The 15321-nt window shown below is 69.5% G+C and carries 14 protein-coding genes; 4 read left to right on the top strand and 10 right to left on the bottom strand.

Features of this window, described 5'->3' with window-relative positions; all coding sequences use genetic code 11:
- Positions 1-77 precede the first annotated feature (77 nt).
- Genes paaZ through AC3A6G_RS06510 form a run of 3 tightly spaced genes read left to right on the top strand, consistent with a single transcriptional unit; the run spans position 78 to position 3478 of the window.
- Positions 78-2129: a phenylacetic acid degradation bifunctional protein PaaZ gene (paaZ, locus tag AC3A6G_RS06520; protein ID WP_487873363.1), complete on the top strand. Its 2052-nt coding sequence runs from the start codon at positions 78-80 to the stop codon at positions 2127-2129.
- Positions 2129-2887, top strand: a complete 759-nt coding sequence (locus tag AC3A6G_RS06515; RefSeq protein ID WP_487873362.1) for an SDR family NAD(P)-dependent oxidoreductase — start codon at positions 2129-2131, stop codon at positions 2885-2887. The genes paaZ and AC3A6G_RS06515 overlap by 1 nt, the downstream gene beginning before the upstream one ends.
- A 30-nt stretch (positions 2888-2917) precedes the next feature.
- A complete protein-coding gene (locus AC3A6G_RS06510; protein WP_487859389.1) occupies positions 2918-3478 on the top strand; it encodes a methyltransferase family protein in 561 nt (186 codons plus the stop codon).
- Here AC3A6G_RS06510 and AC3A6G_RS06505 read toward each other — a convergent pair.
- Genes AC3A6G_RS06505 through AC3A6G_RS06470 form a run of 8 tightly spaced genes read right to left on the bottom strand, consistent with a single transcriptional unit; the run spans position 3459 to position 12607 of the window.
- The gene (locus AC3A6G_RS06505; RefSeq protein WP_487873361.1) at positions 3459-4952 is read right to left on the bottom strand and encodes an N-acyl-D-amino-acid deacylase family protein; all 1494 of its coding nucleotides are present in this window, start codon (positions 4950-4952) and stop codon (positions 3459-3461) included. The genes AC3A6G_RS06510 and AC3A6G_RS06505 overlap by 20 nt on opposite strands.
- Positions 4949-5860: a MurR/RpiR family transcriptional regulator gene (locus AC3A6G_RS06500; protein WP_487873360.1), complete on the bottom strand. Its 912-nt coding sequence runs from the start codon at positions 5858-5860 to the stop codon at positions 4949-4951. The genes AC3A6G_RS06505 and AC3A6G_RS06500 overlap by 4 nt, the downstream gene beginning before the upstream one ends.
- A gap of 11 nt (positions 5861-5871) precedes the next feature.
- On the bottom strand, positions 5872-7188 hold the full coding sequence (locus tag AC3A6G_RS06495) for an amino acid deaminase (protein ID WP_487873359.1): 1317 nt from the start codon (positions 7186-7188) through the stop codon (positions 5872-5874).
- Entirely contained in the window at positions 7185-8171 is a 987-nt protein-coding gene (locus tag AC3A6G_RS06490; protein WP_487859385.1) for an ABC transporter ATP-binding protein, read from the bottom strand. The genes AC3A6G_RS06495 and AC3A6G_RS06490 overlap by 4 nt, the downstream gene beginning before the upstream one ends.
- The gene (locus tag AC3A6G_RS06485; RefSeq protein ID WP_487873358.1) at positions 8168-9205 is read right to left on the bottom strand and encodes an ABC transporter ATP-binding protein; all 1038 of its coding nucleotides are present in this window, start codon (positions 9203-9205) and stop codon (positions 8168-8170) included. Before AC3A6G_RS06485 ends, AC3A6G_RS06490 begins: the two co-directional genes overlap by 4 nt.
- Positions 9205-10044, bottom strand: a complete 840-nt coding sequence (locus AC3A6G_RS06480) for an ABC transporter permease (RefSeq protein WP_487859383.1) — start codon at positions 10042-10044, stop codon at positions 9205-9207. Before AC3A6G_RS06480 ends, AC3A6G_RS06485 begins: the two co-directional genes overlap by 1 nt.
- A gap of 3 nt (positions 10045-10047) precedes the next feature.
- Entirely contained in the window at positions 10048-10989 is a 942-nt protein-coding gene (locus AC3A6G_RS06475) for an ABC transporter permease (RefSeq protein WP_487873357.1), read from the bottom strand.
- Positions 10990-11023: 34 nt separating this feature from the next.
- On the bottom strand, positions 11024-12607 hold the full coding sequence (locus tag AC3A6G_RS06470; RefSeq protein WP_487873356.1) for an ABC transporter substrate-binding protein: 1584 nt from the start codon (positions 12605-12607) through the stop codon (positions 11024-11026).
- Positions 12608-12795: 188 nt separating this feature from the next.
- Between AC3A6G_RS06470 and AC3A6G_RS06465 the strand changes: the two genes are divergently transcribed.
- Positions 12796-13185 carry a RidA family protein gene (locus AC3A6G_RS06465; RefSeq protein ID WP_487873355.1) on the top strand — a complete coding sequence of 130 codons (390 nt, stop codon included), beginning with the start codon at positions 12796-12798 and terminating at the stop codon, positions 13183-13185.
- A 21-nt stretch (positions 13186-13206) separates the two neighbouring features.
- On the opposite strand, the gene AC3A6G_RS06460 is transcribed toward AC3A6G_RS06465, so the two are convergent.
- Both AC3A6G_RS06460 and gdhA read right to left on the bottom strand, forming a co-directional pair.
- Positions 13207-13812 (bottom strand): ATP-dependent Clp protease proteolytic subunit, encoded by a 606-nt coding sequence (locus AC3A6G_RS06460; protein WP_487859379.1) that lies wholly within the window; start codon positions 13810-13812, stop codon positions 13207-13209.
- Positions 13813-13846: 34 nt separating this feature from the next.
- Complete coding sequence (gene gdhA / locus AC3A6G_RS06455) at positions 13847-15190, bottom strand: NADP-specific glutamate dehydrogenase (RefSeq protein WP_487864261.1); 1344 nt, start codon at positions 15188-15190, stop codon at positions 13847-13849.
- Between the last annotated feature and the right edge of the window lie 131 nt (positions 15191-15321).

Raw genomic sequence — 15321 nt, 5'->3', positions numbered from 1 at the left:
GGTTCGAATCAAGCGCCGCATGCCCCCATCCCAACCTTCCCCCGGAGGGGGAAGGAGCCAATACAAGGACACACGCAATGACCACACTCCAAAGCTACATCGCCGGCCGCTGGGTCGGCAACCAGAGCGCACAGTCGCTGCGCAGCGCCGTCAACGGCCGCCCCGTGGCGAGCACGCACGCCGAGGCGATCGACTTCGCCGAGGCGCTGCAGCACGCGCGGCGCACCGGCCTCCCCGCGCTCATGAAGCTCGACTTCCAACAGCGCGCCGAGCGCCTCAAGGCCCTGGCCAAGTACCTCGCCGCGAACAAGGAAACGCTCTACGCGATCTCGGCCCACACGGGTGCCACGCGCACCGACAGCTGGATCGACATCGAAGGCGGTGCCGGCACGCTGAGCGCGTACGCCGGCATCGGCACCAACGAGCTGCCCTCGGGCAACCTCATGCACGAGGGCCCGGCGTTCCCGCTCGGCAAGAAGGGTGGCTTCGCGGGCACGCACATCCTGGTGCCGCGCGGCGGCGTCGCGGTGCACATCAACGCCTTCAACTTTCCCGTGTGGGGCCTGCTCGAGAAGTTCGCGCCGAGCTTCCTCGCGGGCATGCCCTGCATCGGCAAGCCGGCCACCGCCACCAGCTTCGTCACCGAGGCGCTGATGCGGCTGATCGTGCAGTCGGGCATCCTGCCCGAGGGCAGCCTGCAGCTCGTGGTCGGCAGCACCGGCGACCTGCTCGACCGGCTGCTGGAGCCCGACGTGGTCACCTTCACCGGCTCGGCCGACACGGCCGCCAAGCTGCGCGTGCATCCGAACCTCGTCGCCCGTTCGATCCCCTTCACCGCCGAGGCCGATTCGCTCAACTGCGCGATCCTCGCGCCCGACGTGACGCCCGACGACGAGGAGTTCGATCTCTTCGTGAAGGAAGTGGCGCGCGAGATGACCATCAAGGCCGGCCAGAAGTGCACCGCGATCCGCCGCGCGATCGTGCCGCGCCAACACCTCGACGCGGTGGCCGAGCGCCTGCGCGCGCGGCTCGCCAAGACGGTCATCGGCGACCCCGCGCGTGAAGAGGTGCGCATGGGCGCGCTGGCCTCGCATGCGCAGCAGGCCGACGTGGCCGCGCGCGTGGCCACGCTGCTGGAAGGCGCCGAGCTGGTCTACGGCGAGCGCGACGGCTTCGGGCCGCTCGGCGACGGCGTGGCCGAAGGCGCCTTCTTCGCGCCCACCCTGCTGCTGAGCCGCAAGCCGCTCGAACACGACGCGGCGCACGAGGTCGAGGCCTTCGGCCCGGTCAGCACACTGATGCCCTATGACGGCATCGACGAGGCACTGGCGCTGGCCGCGCGCGGACGCGGCAGCCTCGTGGGCACGCTGGTCACGCGCGACCCCGCCATGGCCGCCCGCGCGATTCCGGTGGCCGCCGCATGGCACGGCCGGCTGCTCGTGCTCGACCGCGAAGCCGCGGCAGAATCGACCGGTCACGGCTCGCCGCTGCCCCAGCTCAAGCATGGCGGACCGGGCCGCGCGGGCGGCGGCGAGGAGCTCGGCGGCCTGCGCGCCGTCAAGCACTACCTGCAGCGCGCCGCGGTGCAGGGCTCGCCCACCATGCTCTCGGCCGTGACCGGCGAGCATGTGCGCGGCGCCGCCGTGCGCGAGAGCGAGGTGCATCCGTTCCGGCGCCACTTCGAGGAACTGCAGATCGGCGACTCGCTGCTCACCCACCGCCGCACCGTGGGCGAAGCCGACATCGTGGCGTTCGGCGGCATCTCGGGCGACTACTTCTACATGCACTTTGACGAGGTCGCGGCGCGGCAGTCGCCGTTCGGCAAGCGCATCGCGCATGGCTACTTCGTGCTGTCGGCCGCGGCCGGGCTGTTCGTCTCTCCGTCGCCGGGCCCGGTGCTCGCCAACTACGGCCTCGACACGCTGCGCTTCGTCAAGCCGGTGGGCATCGGCGACACCATCCAGGCGCGCCTGACCTGCAAGCGCAAGATCGACCGCCGGAAGAAAGACGCCAGCGGCCAGGGCCAGGGCGTGGTGGCGTGGGACGTGGAGGTGACCAACCAGGACGGCGAGCTGGTCGCGAGCTACGATATCCTGACCCTCGTCTCCAAGAAAGCGGAAGCCCCCTGATGTTCGATCTCACCGGAAAAACAGCGCTCGTCACCGGCGGCAACGGCGGCATCGGCCTCGGCATGGCCGAAGGCCTGGCCAAGGCCGGCGCGCGCGTCGTCGTCGCGGCGCGCAATGCCGCCAAGTCGGCCGCCGCGGTCGAAAGGCTGCAGGCGCTCGGCAGCGACAGCTTCGCCCTCGAAGTCGACGTGCGCGACGAGGCCTCGGTGCAGCAGGCCATCGACGAAGCCGCGGCACGCTGCGGGCGGCTCGACATCCTGCTCAACAACGCGGGCACCACGGTGCGCAAGCCCGTCGACCAGCTCTCGCTGGCCGAATGGAACCAGGTGCTCGACACCAACCTCACGAGCGCGTTCCTCTGCAGCCGCGCCGCGCACCCGCACCTTCAGCGCGCCGGCGGCGGCAAGGTCATCAACATCGGCTCGATGATGTCGATCTTCGGCGCACCCTACGCGCCGGCCTATGCGGCCAGCAAGGCCGGCATCGTGCAGCTCACCAAGTCGACCGCGCTCTCGTGGGCAGCCGACAACATCCAGGTCAACGCCATCCTGCCGGGCTGGTTCGAGACCGAACTGACCGACGGTGCGCGAACGCTGATCCCCACGCTCTACGACCGCGTGGTGGCCCGCACCGCCGCCGGCCGCTGGGGCCAGCCGGCCGACATCGCCGGCACCGCCGTGTTCCTCGCGAGCCAAGCCTCCAACTACGTCACGGGCACGGCCATTCCGGTCGACGGCGGGTTCTCCATATCTGGCTGAAGGGCGGCGGTCCGTGTAGATTCGGCCGCCATGCTCTTCTGGTTCCAGATCCTTCTCTTCGTCGCCGGCTCCGCCGCGCTGGTGTACGTCTCGCGCGGGCCGCTGCGCCAGCCGGGCTCGCACGGGTTCTACCGCTTCTTCGCGTGGGAATGCATGCTGGTTCTCATCATCGTGAACCTGCCGGTCTGGCATGCCAACCCGTCATCGCCAGTGCAGATCGTGTCGAGCCTGATGTTCGTCGTGTCGATCTGGCTGCCGATCCACGCCGTCCGGCGGCTCAAGGCCGATGGCAAGCCGACCGAGGCGCGCGGCGACGACCCCGCCTTGTACGCCTTCGAGAAGACCTCGTCGATCGTCAGCACCGGCGCCTTCCGCTACATCCGCCACCCGATGTACACCGCGCTGATGCTGCTGGCCTGGGGCGCGTTCCTCAAGCAGTTCACCTGGCTCACGCTCGCGCTGGTGCTGGCCGCCACGGTGCTGCTGGTACTGACGGCGCTCAGCGACGAGAAGGAATGCCTCGCGCATTTCGGCGAGGCGTACCGCGACTACATGGGGCGCACGCGGCGGTTCATTCCGTTCGTGGTTTAGCGGCGCGCGTCAGCATGCGCCCCGCGCGCGCGATCACGCGCGCCTCGCCCGCATCGCCGCGGTAGGCAAGAACGCCGTTCACATACACCCGCTCGATCCCCAGGCTCACGCCGTGCGGCTTGTCGTAGGTCGCGGTGTCGGCGATGGTCTCGGGGTCGAACACCACCACGTCGGCCATCGCGCCCGCCCGCAGCAGGCCGCGGTCGGCGATGCGCAGGTTGCGCGCGGTCATGCCGGTCATCTTGTGCACCGCCTGCTCGAGCGTGAAGAGGCGCCGCTCGCGCCAGTAGCGCGCGAACACGCGCGGGAACGCGCCCCACAACCGCGGATGCGGATGGCGGTCGTGCGGCAGGCCGTCGCTGCCGATCATGGTGAGCGGATGCGCGATCACGCGCTCCACGTCTTCTTCCTGCATCTGGAAATAGCAGGCGCCACCGGGCTTCAGGCGCACGGCGGCTTTCTGCTCGCTCACGCCCCACTCGCGCGCGATGTCGGCCACGAGCCGGCCGGTCATCTCGGGGTGCGGGTCGGACCAGGTGAGCAGCACGTCGATGACGCCGTCGACGAGGTCCTCGCGCAGCACGGTGGAGCCCGCAACGTAGGGATAGGCGTCCATCGCGATCTGCTGCCGCTGGGCCAGCGCTTCGATCAGCGGCAGCGTTTCCTTGGTGCGGCCCCAGTTGGCGGGACCGGCGCACTTGTGGTGCGAGATGACCAGCGGCACGCCGGCGTCGAAGGCCGTGTCGCCAGCTTCGTGCAACGCCTCGATGATCTGCTGCATCTCGCTGCGCAGGTGCGTGGCGTACACGCCGCCGTGGCGTGCGACGACACGTGCGAGCGCGGTCACTTCCTCGGCCGGTGCGGCAAAGGCCTCTTCGTAGAAGAGCCCCGACGACATCCCGTGCGCCCCTTCGGCCATGCAGTCGTCGAGCAGCGCCGCCATGCGCGCGAGTTCGTCGTCCGTCGCGGCCCGGTCGAGCGCGGCCATGGCCGCGAAGCGCAAGGTCGTGTGACCCACGAGCGCCGCCACGTTGAGCGCGGGTTGCGCCGCATCGACCGCAGCGCGGTAGGCGGCCATGCTCGCATGCCGGAACGAGTCGGCGCCGAGCAGCGTGAGGGGCGGCAACGACTGCGGCGTGCGGTAGGGCGCGAGCGAGATGCCGCAATTGCCGGTGACCACCGTAGTGATGCCCTGCGAGAGCTTGGGCAGGCACAGCGGATCGCGCAGCACGATCGCATCGTCGTGCGTGTGCGCATCGATGAAGCCCGGCGCGATCACCCTGGCGCGGCAGTCGACCACGTCGAGGTCGCAGAGCGAAAGGCCCATCGGGAGCCGCTCGCGCAGGCCTTCGCCGAGTGCGACGATGCGGTCGGCCGAGAGCAGCACGTCGCCGGTCCATGCGGGGCCGCCCGCGCCGTCGACCACCAGGCCGGCCTCGAGCAGCACGGGCCTCTGCGCGGTGCCCGTCGTCATGCCGCGGCGTCCTTCGGATGGATGCCGCCGCCGTCCCAGCTCTGCAGCGGATGGGTGCTGGCATCGATGCCGTGGCGCTGGAAGGCCTCGCGCGCGCGCTGCAGCCGCTGCACGGCCGGCTCGCCGCGGCGCTGCGCCACCAGCACCGTGAGGATCTCGATCGCGGTGAGGTGCGCCAGGTAGGCGTCGATGCCGACGTGCATCACCGCGTCGTCGGGCACCGAGAGGCCGAGCAGGAAGTCGGCCCTGGCGGCGAGCGCGGTGCCCGGCCGCGTGAGCGCGACCACTTTGGCGCCCTGCCCGCGTGCGATGTCGACCGCGTCGAGCAGCGAGGGCATGCCGCCCACGTGCGAGATCGCGATCACCACGCCGCCGGGACGCTGCGCCGCGCCGGCCACCTGCTGCAGGTGGTAGTCGGCCCAGGCGTTGGCCGAGAGGCCGAGGCGGAACAGCCGCGCCTGCAGGTCGTTGGCCATGAACCACGAGGTGGCGCCCGCGCCATACAGGTCGACGTGCGGTGCGGCGGCGATGGCGGCCACGGCGCCGTCGAGCACCTGCATGTCGAGCTGGCTGCGCACGCCCGAGACCGAGGCCGCGGCGCTGCGCGCGATCTTGGAGACCACCTCGTCGGCCGCGTCCTCGATGTTCACGCGCCGATGCAGCGGCGAACCGCCGAGCGCGAGGTCCTGCGCCAGCGCGAGCTTGAATTCGCGCAGGCCGGCAAAGCCGAGGTCGCGGCAGGTGCGCATGATGGTCGGCACCGAGCTGCCCGAGCGCGCGGCCAGCGATTCGAAGCTTTCCTCGAGCACCCGATCGGGGTCCTCGAGGATCAGGTCGAGGATCGCGCGGCGCGTGGCCGGCGCGCCGGTGCGGGTCTGCGCGATCTTCTGGAGCAGCGAGGGCGTCATCGGTGCGCGCTTCAAAAGTGCATCGCCACCGCGTCGCTGACGCGGTAGTCGTTCTCGACGATGGGCATCCAGTGCCATTTATCGAAGGTGGTGCACGGGTGCGAGATGCCGAGGCCGACGCGGTCGCCGACGGCCGGCGCCAGCGCCTCCTCGGCGGCGTCCCAGCGCAGGTAGGCGTGCTGGTCGTTCAGGGCGGTGATCTTCCATCCGGTGGGCACCGGCTCGGCGACCCGCGCGCCGCGCGCCGCGCGCGCGATCGGCACCGGCATCGAGAGGTCGAAGGAAATGTCGCGCTTGCCGACGGCAAGAATCGCGAGGCCCGCCTCGGGCCGCGACTGCACCGTGGCCCAGACTTCCATCGCGGGCACCAGGCTCTCGTCGCAGCCGCAGCCCAGGCGCTCGTCGACCGCGCTCACCATGCGCTTGTAGAAGCCATGGTCGTGCGTCACGTAGCAGCCCGAGCGCAGCAGGCCGCGCACCGGTGCGCCGAGCGCCGGCTTGAGCCGCCCCGCCACGAGATCGAAGATGGCCGAGCCGCCGGCCGACACCAGCACCTCGTCGGCCTCGAACAGGCCCTGCGTGTCGCAGTGGCGCGCAATGGCTTCAACGCGGTCCATCAGCGCGTTGGCGTAGGCGGCATCGGGTTCGCTGGCACCGGTGGCGCCCTGCCCTTCGTAGGTCTCGATGCCCACGAGCTTGACGGCATCGCTGGCGCGCAGCCGCGTGGCGAGCGCGACCGCTTCGTCGTGCGTGCGGCAGCCGGTGCGCGCACCCTCGACGCCGATCTCGAGCATCACCTCGAACGGCACGCTCTCGGCGTGGCGCGTCGACCAGTCTTCGATCAGCGCCAGCTGCGCGAGCGAATCGACCAGGAACACCACGCGCAGGTCGGCGTGCGCGGCAAGCAGCAGCTGGATGCCGGCGAGGTCTTCGTCGCCGACCACCTGGTTCGCGATCAGCGTGCGGCGCGCGCCCGCGGCCACGCCCACGGCAAGCTGCGTGACGGTGGCGAAGGTCAGGCCCCAGGCGCCGGCATCGAGCTGGCGCCTGAACAGCTGCGGCGACATGGTGGTCTTGCCGTGCGGCGCGAGGTCGATGCCCCATTCGCGCACGCGGGCCTGCATCCATGCCAGGTTGTGTTCGAGCGCTTCGCGCCGCAGCACGGCCAGCGGCAGCGGCAGGTCGCCCGCGAGCACGTTCCATCCGGCCGCGCCGACCTCGCTGCGGCGGCGCGGCGGCTGGGTGCGCGGGTAGCCCTTGAAGCCGCTGCCGAGCAGCGGATCGTCGAAATCGTTGACAGGGGCGGTGTCGGCGGAGGTCATGGTCATGCGGCGATGTTGGAAAGCAGTTCCCGGCGAATGCAGGCGCTGTAGTGTCCGTTGGAAACCTCTTCGAGCGGCGGCACGGTGCGGGCGCAGGCGTCGATCGCGTGCGGGCAGCGGGTGCGGAACACGCAGCCCGACGGCGGCGCGATCGGGCTCGGGATGTCGCCCTTGAGCGCGACGTGCAGGGTCGGCGTGTCGGGATCGGGCCGCGGGCTCGCGGCCAGCAGCGCCTGCGTGTAGGGATGTGCGGGGCGTGCGAAGAGCTCGTCGGTGGTGGCCACTTCCATCACCTTGCCAAGGTACAGCACCACCACGCGGTCGCAGAGGTACTCGACCACGTCGAGGTCGTGCGAGATGAAGAGCATCGTGAGGCCGAGCCGTTCGCGCAGGTCGGCCAGCAGGTTGATCACCTGCGACTGGATCGACACGTCGAGCGCCGACAGCGGCTCGTCGGCCACGATGAACTCGGGCTCGACCGCGAGCGCGCGCGCCACGCCGATGCGCTGGCGCTGCCCGCCCGAGAACTCGTGCGGAAAGCGGCTCGCATGCTCGGCGCGCAGGCCCACGGTCTCGAGCAGTTCGGCAATGCGCCGCTCGCGGGCCTCTTTGCCCTTGTGCAGGCCGTGCGTGGCGAGCGCCTCGCCGAGGATGGCGCCGATGCGCATCTTCGGGTTGAGGCTCGCGTACGGGTCTTGAAAAATGATCTGCAGCTTGCTGCGCAGCCGGCGCATGCGCTCGCCCGAGAGCGTGCCGATGTCGTCGCCGCGGTAGAGCACCTGGCCCGCGGTGCGCTCGACCAGCCGCAGCACGGTGCGGCCGATGGTGCTCTTGCCCGATCCCGATTCGCCGACCAGGCCCAGCGTCTCACCGGGCTGGATCGCGAACGACACGTCGTCGACTGCGCGCACGGGGCGATCGCCGCTGCCGAAGTACTTCTTGAGGCCGCGGACTTCGATCAGGGGGGAAGCGGAGAGTGCGGTGGTCATGCGAGCCTCGCGAGCGGTACGTCGGGCTGCACGCGAATGCAGCGTGCCTGGCGCGCCGGCCGGATGTCGATCAGCGGCGGCACGGCCGCCCGGCAGGCCGCCTCCGCATGGTCGCAGCGCGGCTCGAAGGCGCAGCCGGGCGGCGGCGCGAGTGGGCTCGACACCTGCCCGCGTATCGCGTACAGCCGCTTCGGCCGGGGCTGGCCCGCCGCGCGCGCCTTGCCCGGCAGGCAGGCAAGGAGCCCCTGCGTGTAGGGATGGCCCGGCTGCGCGAACAGCGGCCGCACGGGCGCGCTCTCGACCACGCGGCCCGCGTACATCACGGCCACGTCGTCGGCATGGTGCGCAACCACGCCGAGGTTGTGCGTGATGAACAGGATGCTCATGCCGGTCTCGGCCTGGAGCCGGCGCATGAGCGCGAGGATCTGCGCCTGGATCGTCACGTCGAGCGCGGTGGTGGGTTCGTCGGCGATCAGCAGCGTCGGGTCGCAGGCCATCGCGAGCGCGATCATCACGCGCTGGCGCATGCCGCCCGAGAGCTGGTGCGGGTACTCGTGCAGTCGCTGCGCCGCGGCCGGGATCTCCACCAGTTCGAGCATGCGCAGCGCATGCGCGAGCGCGGCCTTGCGGTCGAGCCCTTTGTGCAGCCGCACGCTCTCGGCGATCTGCTCGCCGATGGTGAACACCGGGTTGAGGCTGGTCATCGGCTCCTGGAAGATCATCGCCAGCTGGTTGCCACGCAGCGAGCGCATCTCGCGCTCGCCGATCTGCAGCAGGTCGCGCGTCTGGCCTTCGCGCGTCACGAACGATGCGCTGCCGCTGACCTGCGCGTTCGCGGTCTTCGGCAGCAGGCGCATCAGCGTGAGGCTGGTGACCGACTTGCCCGAGCCCGACTCGCCGACCAGCGCGGTGGTCCGGCCCGGCCGGATCGAGAAGCTCACCTCGGCCACCGAGCGCACCAGGCCGTCCTCGGTGGGAAAGCTGGTGCTCAGGTTGCTGACCGTGAGACGGGGGATGTCGTTCGCGTTCGTCATCACGAGGTTTTCTTGAGCTTGGGGTCGAGCAGGTCGCGCACGCCGTCGCCGAGCAACTGCAGCGAGAGCGCCGTGAGGATGATCGCCAGCCCCGGGAACAGCACCACCCAGAAGGCCTGGTGCGCGTACTGCTGGCTGCCCGCCACCATGGTGCCCCAGGTCGGTATCTCGGGCGGCACGCCGACGCCGAGGAACGACAGCCCCGCCTCGGCCAGGATGGCGTAGGCGAAGATGAACGAGACCTGCACCAGGATCGGCGACATCAGGTTGGGCAGGATGTGGCGCCACAGGATGCGCGAGGTGCGCACGCCGAGCGCGCGCACCGCCTCGACGAACAGCAGCTCGCGCACCACCAGCGTCGAGGCGCGCACCACGCGGGCCACGCGCGGCGTGTAGACCAGCACCAGCGCGAGCACGGTGTTGAGCAGCGAGGGCCCGAGGATCGCCACCAGCGCGATCGCCAGCAGGATGTCGGGGAAGGACATCATCGCGTCGACCACGCGCATCAGCGGCGCGTCGAGCCGGCGGAAGAAGCCGGCCGCGAGGCCCAGCGCCGTGCCCGCGACCACCGCGCCGATCGCCGTGAGCGCCGCGATGGCGAGCGAATAGCGCGCGCCGTGGAGGATGCGCGAATACATGTCGCGGCCGAGCTCGTCGGTGCCGAGCAGGTGTTCGGCGCCCGGAGCCTTCAGCCGCTGCAGCACGGCGGTGTCGTTGGGATCGATGGAAGCGAACAGCGGCGCGCCGACCGCGAGCACCGCGATCGCCAGCAGCACGAGCGCGGACAGCATCACGATGCGGCGGTGCATCAGCTGGCGGAGCATTCGGGGCATGCGCATCGTTCAGACCTTCACGCGCGGATCGACCACTGCATACAGCAGGTCGATCGAGAAATTGATGAGCACGTAGATCGCGGCAATCACGAGCAGCGCACCCTGGATCACCGGGTAGTCGCGCCGCAGCACGGCGTTCACCACCAGGTTGCCCACGCCCGGCAGGCCGAACACGGTTTCGGTGACGACGGCGCCGCCGATCATCAGCGCGACCGTGAGGCCGATCACCGTGACGATCGGCACCAGCGCGTTGTGCAGCGCATGCTTGAGCACGACCACGCTTTCGCTGAGCCCCTTGGAGCGCGCGGTGCGCACGTAGTCCTCGCCGAGCACGTCGAGCATCGAGGCGCGCGTGAAGCGGATGATGAGCGCGGAGTTCAGCAGGCCCAGCACCGCTGCCGGCAGCACCAGCGCATGCAGGCGTTCGGCGAGCGGCGCATCGGGCGCGCCGTAGCCCGAGACCGGGAACCAGCCGAACGAGACCGCGAACACCTGGATCATCACGATACCGAGCCAGAAGCTCGGGATGCTCGCGCCGAGCATCGCGATGCCGGTGAAGAGCTGGTCGACCATGCGGCCGCGGAACACCGCCGAGACGATGCCGCAGGGCACGCCGATCGACGCCGCGATCGCCACCGCCATCAGCGCGAGCAGCGTGGTCGGCTCGGCCCGCTCCCAGAGCGCCTGTGCCACCGGGCGTTGCAGGAAGATCGAGGTGCCGAGGTTGCCCTGCAGCACTTCGCGCAGCCAGTAGCCGAACTGCACCGGCAGAGGCTTGTCGAGGCCGTAGTCCTTCTGCACGCGCGCGATGTCGGCCGCGGTGGCCTGGTCGCCCAGCAGCACCGAGACAGGGTCGCCCGAGGCGGCGCGCGTGAGCACGAAGACGAGCACCGCGACGATGGCAAGCACGACCAGCATGCCGGCGGCGCGGGAGGCGATGTAGCGGATCATGTGGAGGGAGGGTCGCGTCGGATGCCGAGGGCGCCTACTTGATCCGGGCGTTCCAGAAGAACGGCCAGGTCGCGGGCTGGTAGTTGTCGAGCGCCGGGCTCTTCGCGGAGAGGCCGTTGAACTTGCCGACGTTGATGTACGGCACTTCTTCGTAGACCACCTGCTGCACCTTGCCCCACAGCGCGGCACGCTTGGCCGGGTCGCTCTCGGTGTTGAAGGCGGTGAGCGCGGCCTTCTTGGCGGGCGTGTCCCACCAGCCGGGTGCGCCGTCGCCGAGCTGCGGGGGCGAGAGCATTGGCTCGGGGAACTGGCCCGAATGCGTGACGTAGATGTCCCAGAGCTTGGGGTCGTTGCGGCGCTGCACCAGCGTGGCCCAGTCGACCACGTTGAGGTCGACCTTGAAGCCCGCGCGCTTGAGCTGCTCGGCCATCAGGAGCGACATGTTGTAGTGGAAGTCGTACTGGCGGCTCGTGAGCACGCGGATCGGCTCGCCCTTGTAGCCGGCCTTGGCCGCGGCCTCCTTGGCCTTGGGTGCGTTGCGCTCGTTGTAGCGTGCGGTGCCTTCCGTCGAATAGAACGGCGAGCCCTTCGGGAAGTGATTGCCTTCCGCCACGAAGAAGCGCGTGTCGCCGAAGCCGGCCGCGAGCATCTCGCCTTCGCCGAGCGCCGACTGGATCGCCTGGCGCACCGCCTGCTTGGCGGCCACGCCCTCCTTGGTGTTGAGCACCAGGTACGGAAAGCCGAACGCGGGCGTCATGATCGGCACGGTCTTGCCGCCCGACTTCTCGAGCCGCGGCAGCGCCTCGACCGGCAGCAGGTCGGCATAGTCGTACTGGCCCGCCAGCGCACCCTCGACGCGCGTGCTGGCATTGGGCACGGGCACGAAGCGCAGCTCCTCGATCGCGGCCTCGCGCTTGCCACCGTAGCCGCTCGCGGGCTCCTTGCGCGCGCTGTACTTGTCGAAGCGCGTGAGCAGCACGAACTGGTCGGGCCGGCGCTCCTTGAACCGGTAGGGGCCGGTGCCGACGAAGTCCTTGAGCGGCGAGGCGATCGAGTCCTTGGCCATGATCGCCGCCATGCCGCTCGGCAGCGCGAGCTGCGACAGCAGCGGCGCGTACGGCGCCTTGAGCACGATCTCCACGTTGAGCGGGCCCTTGGCCTTGAGGCTCTCGATCTCCTTGCCCACGGCCTTGCCGCGCGGCGACTGCTCCATCCAGCGCTGCAGGCTCGCCACCACGTCGTCGGCGTTGAGCTCGCGGCCGCTGTGCAGCATCACGCCTTTGCGCAAGGCGATGGCGTAGGTCTTGCCGTCGGCCGAGATCTTCGGCATGGCCTCGGCGAGCATCGGCACCACGTTCCACTTGCCGTCGAAGGTGTAGAGCGTCTCGTAGACGTGCTGCATGATGGTTCCGACCAGGTCCGCGGTCGAGGCCATCGGATCGAGCGTCTGCGGCTCGGCCACCATCGCCAGCGTGGCGTGGTTGCGCGGCCCTTGCGCGTTGGCCGGCGTGTGAGGCAGCGCACAAAGCAGCGCAAGCAGCAGCGAAGCGCCGAGCAGGCTGCGCCGGGACGGCATCGGGCGCGGCAGGCGGGCTGCGGAAAGACCGGCGTGGGGCATGGGAACTCCTTCGTGGACGGACAGGTTTTGAAAGAAATTTTCTTTCTTGCCCGCACTTTGAAGCAGCATTTATGCCTATTCATCCGTGAAAACCCTTGCTTTTCACGTTTGATGAAATAGATTTTCAGATTGGTTGGATACTGCGGCCTGCGATTCTTATTTCCACCGACCCCTGCAGGAGTTCACGCATGCCCCTCGAATACCTCGGCGCCCCGCCCGTCGCCTCCGACCGCCAGGCCCGCCCTTTTTCCCCGGCCGTGCGCGCCGGCGACTTCATCTATGTCTCGGGCCAGGTGCCCGCCAACGCCGACGGCGAGATCGTCGCGGGCGGCATCGAGGCGCAGACGCGCCAGGTGATGGAGAACCTCAAGAAGGTGCTGGCGCTGGCCGGCGCCACGCTCGACGACGTGTGCAAGAGCACCGTCTGGCTGCACGACGCGCGCGACTTCGGTGCCTTCAACCGCGTCTACATGAGCTACTTCGGCGAGAACAAGCCCGCGCGCTCGACCACCGAGGCGCGGCTGATGGTCGATGCGAAGGTCGAGATCGACGTGGTGGCGTACAAGCCGAAGGGCTGAAGAAAACCGCGACCGGCTTTCTCAGCCGTGCAGCTCGGTCTTGCGCTGGATGATGCGCGACACCAGCCCGTACTCGACCGCTTCCTCGGCCGACAGCCAGCGGTCGCGTTCGATGTCGGTCATCACGACCTCGATCGGCTTGCCGGTCTCGCGCGCGATCTCGTGCGCGATGCGATGCCGGGCCTTGATGATCTCCTGCGCCTGGATCGCGATGTCGGTCGCCTGCCCGCCCGCGCCGCCGCTCGGCTGGTGGATCAGGAAGCGGGTGTTGGGCAGGCACACGCGGCGCTCGCGTGGGGCGGCAAGGAACAGGTGCGTGGCGGCGCTGCCGACCCAGCCGGTGCCGATCATGTTCACCGGCGCACTGATGAAGCGCACGATGTCGTGGATCGCATCGCCCGATTCGAGGTGCCCGCCGGGCGAGCTCACGAGGATGTCGATGGGCTTGTCGGTGCTGTCGGCATCGAGCGCGATGAGCCTGCGCGTGACGTCGGCGGCCACCGAATCGGTGATGCCGCCGAAGATCAGCAGCGTGCGCGATTTGAAGGCTTTTTCCTCGAGGTAGGAATTGCGCGGCTCGGCCGTGGCCGCAGGCGTGGTGTCGTCGTCGGTGTCCAGTGAAAACATGGCTTTCGCTCCGGTGAGATGAATGGCGTCGGCCTTAGATTACGCCCTGCGCCAGCATCGCGTCGGCCACGCGCACAAAGCCCGCAACATTGGCGCCGTCGACATAGCTCACGCGGCCGTCGGCGCGCTCGCCGTACTGCAGGCACGACGCATGGATGCCCTGCATGATCTGCAGCAGGCGTGCATCGACCTCGTCGCGCGTCCACGCCAGGCGCGAGGCGTTCTGGCTCATCTCCAGGCCCGAGGTGGCCACGCCGCCCGCATTGCTCGCCTTGCCGGGTGCATAGAGCACGTCGTTGGCCTCGAACACCTTCACCGCCGCCATGGTCGAGGGCATGTTGGCGCCCTCGGCCACGCAGACCACTCCGTTCTTCACCAGCAGCGCCGCATCGTCGGCGTTGAGCTCGTTCTGGGTCGCGCTCGGCAGCGCCACGTCGACCGGCACATGCCACGGCGTCGCACCAGCGATGAAGCGGGTGCCGGTGCGTTCGGCGTAGTCGCTGACGCGGCCGTAGAGGTGGTTCTTCACGTCCATCAGCACGGCGAGCTTCTCGGGTGTGAAGCCGTCCTCGTCGACCACGGTGCCGCTCGAGTCGGACACGGTGACGACCTTGGCGCCGAGCGCCATGGCCTTCTCGATGGTGTACTGGGCCACGTTGCCCGCGCCCGAGACGCTGACGCGCAGGCCGTCGAACGAACGGCCCTTGCGCTTGAGCATCTCCTGGGCGAAGTAGACGTTGCCGTAGCCGGTGGCTTCGGGCCGGACCAGCGATCCGCCGTAGCTCAGGCCCTTGCCGGTGAAGACGCAGTCGGCGCGGTTGGTCAGCTTCTTGACCATGCCGGCCATGAAGCCGATCTCGCGGCCGCCCACGCCCACGTCGCCGGCCGGCACGTCGGTGTCGGCGCCGACGTGGCGGAACAGTTCGGCGGCAAAGGCCTGGCAGAAGCGCATCACCTCGCCCTGGCTCTTGCCCTTGGGGTCGAAGTCGGCGCCACCCTTGCCGCCGCCCATGGGCAGCGTCGTGAGCGCGTTCTTCAAGGTCTGCTCGAAAGCGAGAAACTTGAGGATCGACAGGTTGACCGACGGATGGAAGCGCAAGCCCCCCTTGTAGGGGCCGATCGCGAGGCTGTGCTGGATGCGAAAGCCCCGGTTCACGCGGACCTCGCCATGGTCATCGACCCAGCACACGCGGAACACGATCACGCGCTCGGGCTCGACCAGCCGCTCGAGCAGGCCGTGCGCCGTGTACTTCGGGTGCTGCGCGATGTAGGGCCAGAGGCTCTCCATGACCTCGGTCACGGCCTGCAGGTACTCGGGCTCCCCGGGGTTGCGCTGGGCGACGTGGGCGAGAAAGTCCTCGACGGATGCGTGCTTCATTCCAATCAATCCAATTCCAAAACGGTGCACAACCCTGTGCGGACCGTGCATTTTGCCGGATCGATGAGCCCATCCTGGTGCGCGGCGCATTGATGACGTGCATCAGCGCCGCCGATGTCCCCGCACGAAAG

Source organism: Variovorax sp. Soil_C_26 (assembly GCF_057657075.1).
Note: the sequence above shows the minus strand (reverse complement) of the source record. Positions and strands in the feature narration are given on the sequence as shown.

Coding starts and splice junctions, on each gene's coding strand:
- paaZ (WP_487873363.1), top strand. CDS start 78: ATGACCACACTCCAAAGCTACATCGCCGGCCGCTGGGTCGGCAACCAG.
- AC3A6G_RS06515 (WP_487873362.1), top strand. CDS start 2,129: ATGTTCGATCTCACCGGAAAAACAGCGCTCGTCACCGGCGGCAACGGC.
- AC3A6G_RS06510 (WP_487859389.1), top strand. CDS start 2,918: ATGCTCTTCTGGTTCCAGATCCTTCTCTTCGTCGCCGGCTCCGCCGCG.
- AC3A6G_RS06505 (WP_487873361.1), bottom strand. CDS start 4,952: ATGACGACGGGCACCGCGCAGAGGCCCGTGCTGCTCGAGGCCGGCCTG.
- AC3A6G_RS06500 (WP_487873360.1), bottom strand. CDS start 5,860: ATGACGCCCTCGCTGCTCCAGAAGATCGCGCAGACCCGCACCGGCGCG.
- AC3A6G_RS06495 (WP_487873359.1), bottom strand. CDS start 7,188: ATGACCATGACCTCCGCCGACACCGCCCCTGTCAACGATTTCGACGAT.
- AC3A6G_RS06490 (WP_487859385.1), bottom strand. CDS start 8,171: ATGACCACCGCACTCTCCGCTTCCCCCCTGATCGAAGTCCGCGGCCTC.
- AC3A6G_RS06485 (WP_487873358.1), bottom strand. CDS start 9,205: ATGACGAACGCGAACGACATCCCCCGTCTCACGGTCAGCAACCTGAGC.
- AC3A6G_RS06480 (WP_487859383.1), bottom strand. CDS start 10,044: ATGCGCATGCCCCGAATGCTCCGCCAGCTGATGCACCGCCGCATCGTG.
- AC3A6G_RS06475 (WP_487873357.1), bottom strand. CDS start 10,989: ATGATCCGCTACATCGCCTCCCGCGCCGCCGGCATGCTGGTCGTGCTT.
- AC3A6G_RS06470 (WP_487873356.1), bottom strand. CDS start 12,607: ATGCCCCACGCCGGTCTTTCCGCAGCCCGCCTGCCGCGCCCGATGCCG.
- AC3A6G_RS06465 (WP_487873355.1), top strand. CDS start 12,796: ATGCCCCTCGAATACCTCGGCGCCCCGCCCGTCGCCTCCGACCGCCAG.
- AC3A6G_RS06460 (WP_487859379.1), bottom strand. CDS start 13,812: ATGTTTTCACTGGACACCGACGACGACACCACGCCTGCGGCCACGGCC.
- gdhA (WP_487864261.1), bottom strand. CDS start 15,190: ATGAAGCACGCATCCGTCGAGGACTTTCTCGCCCACGTCGCCCAGCGC.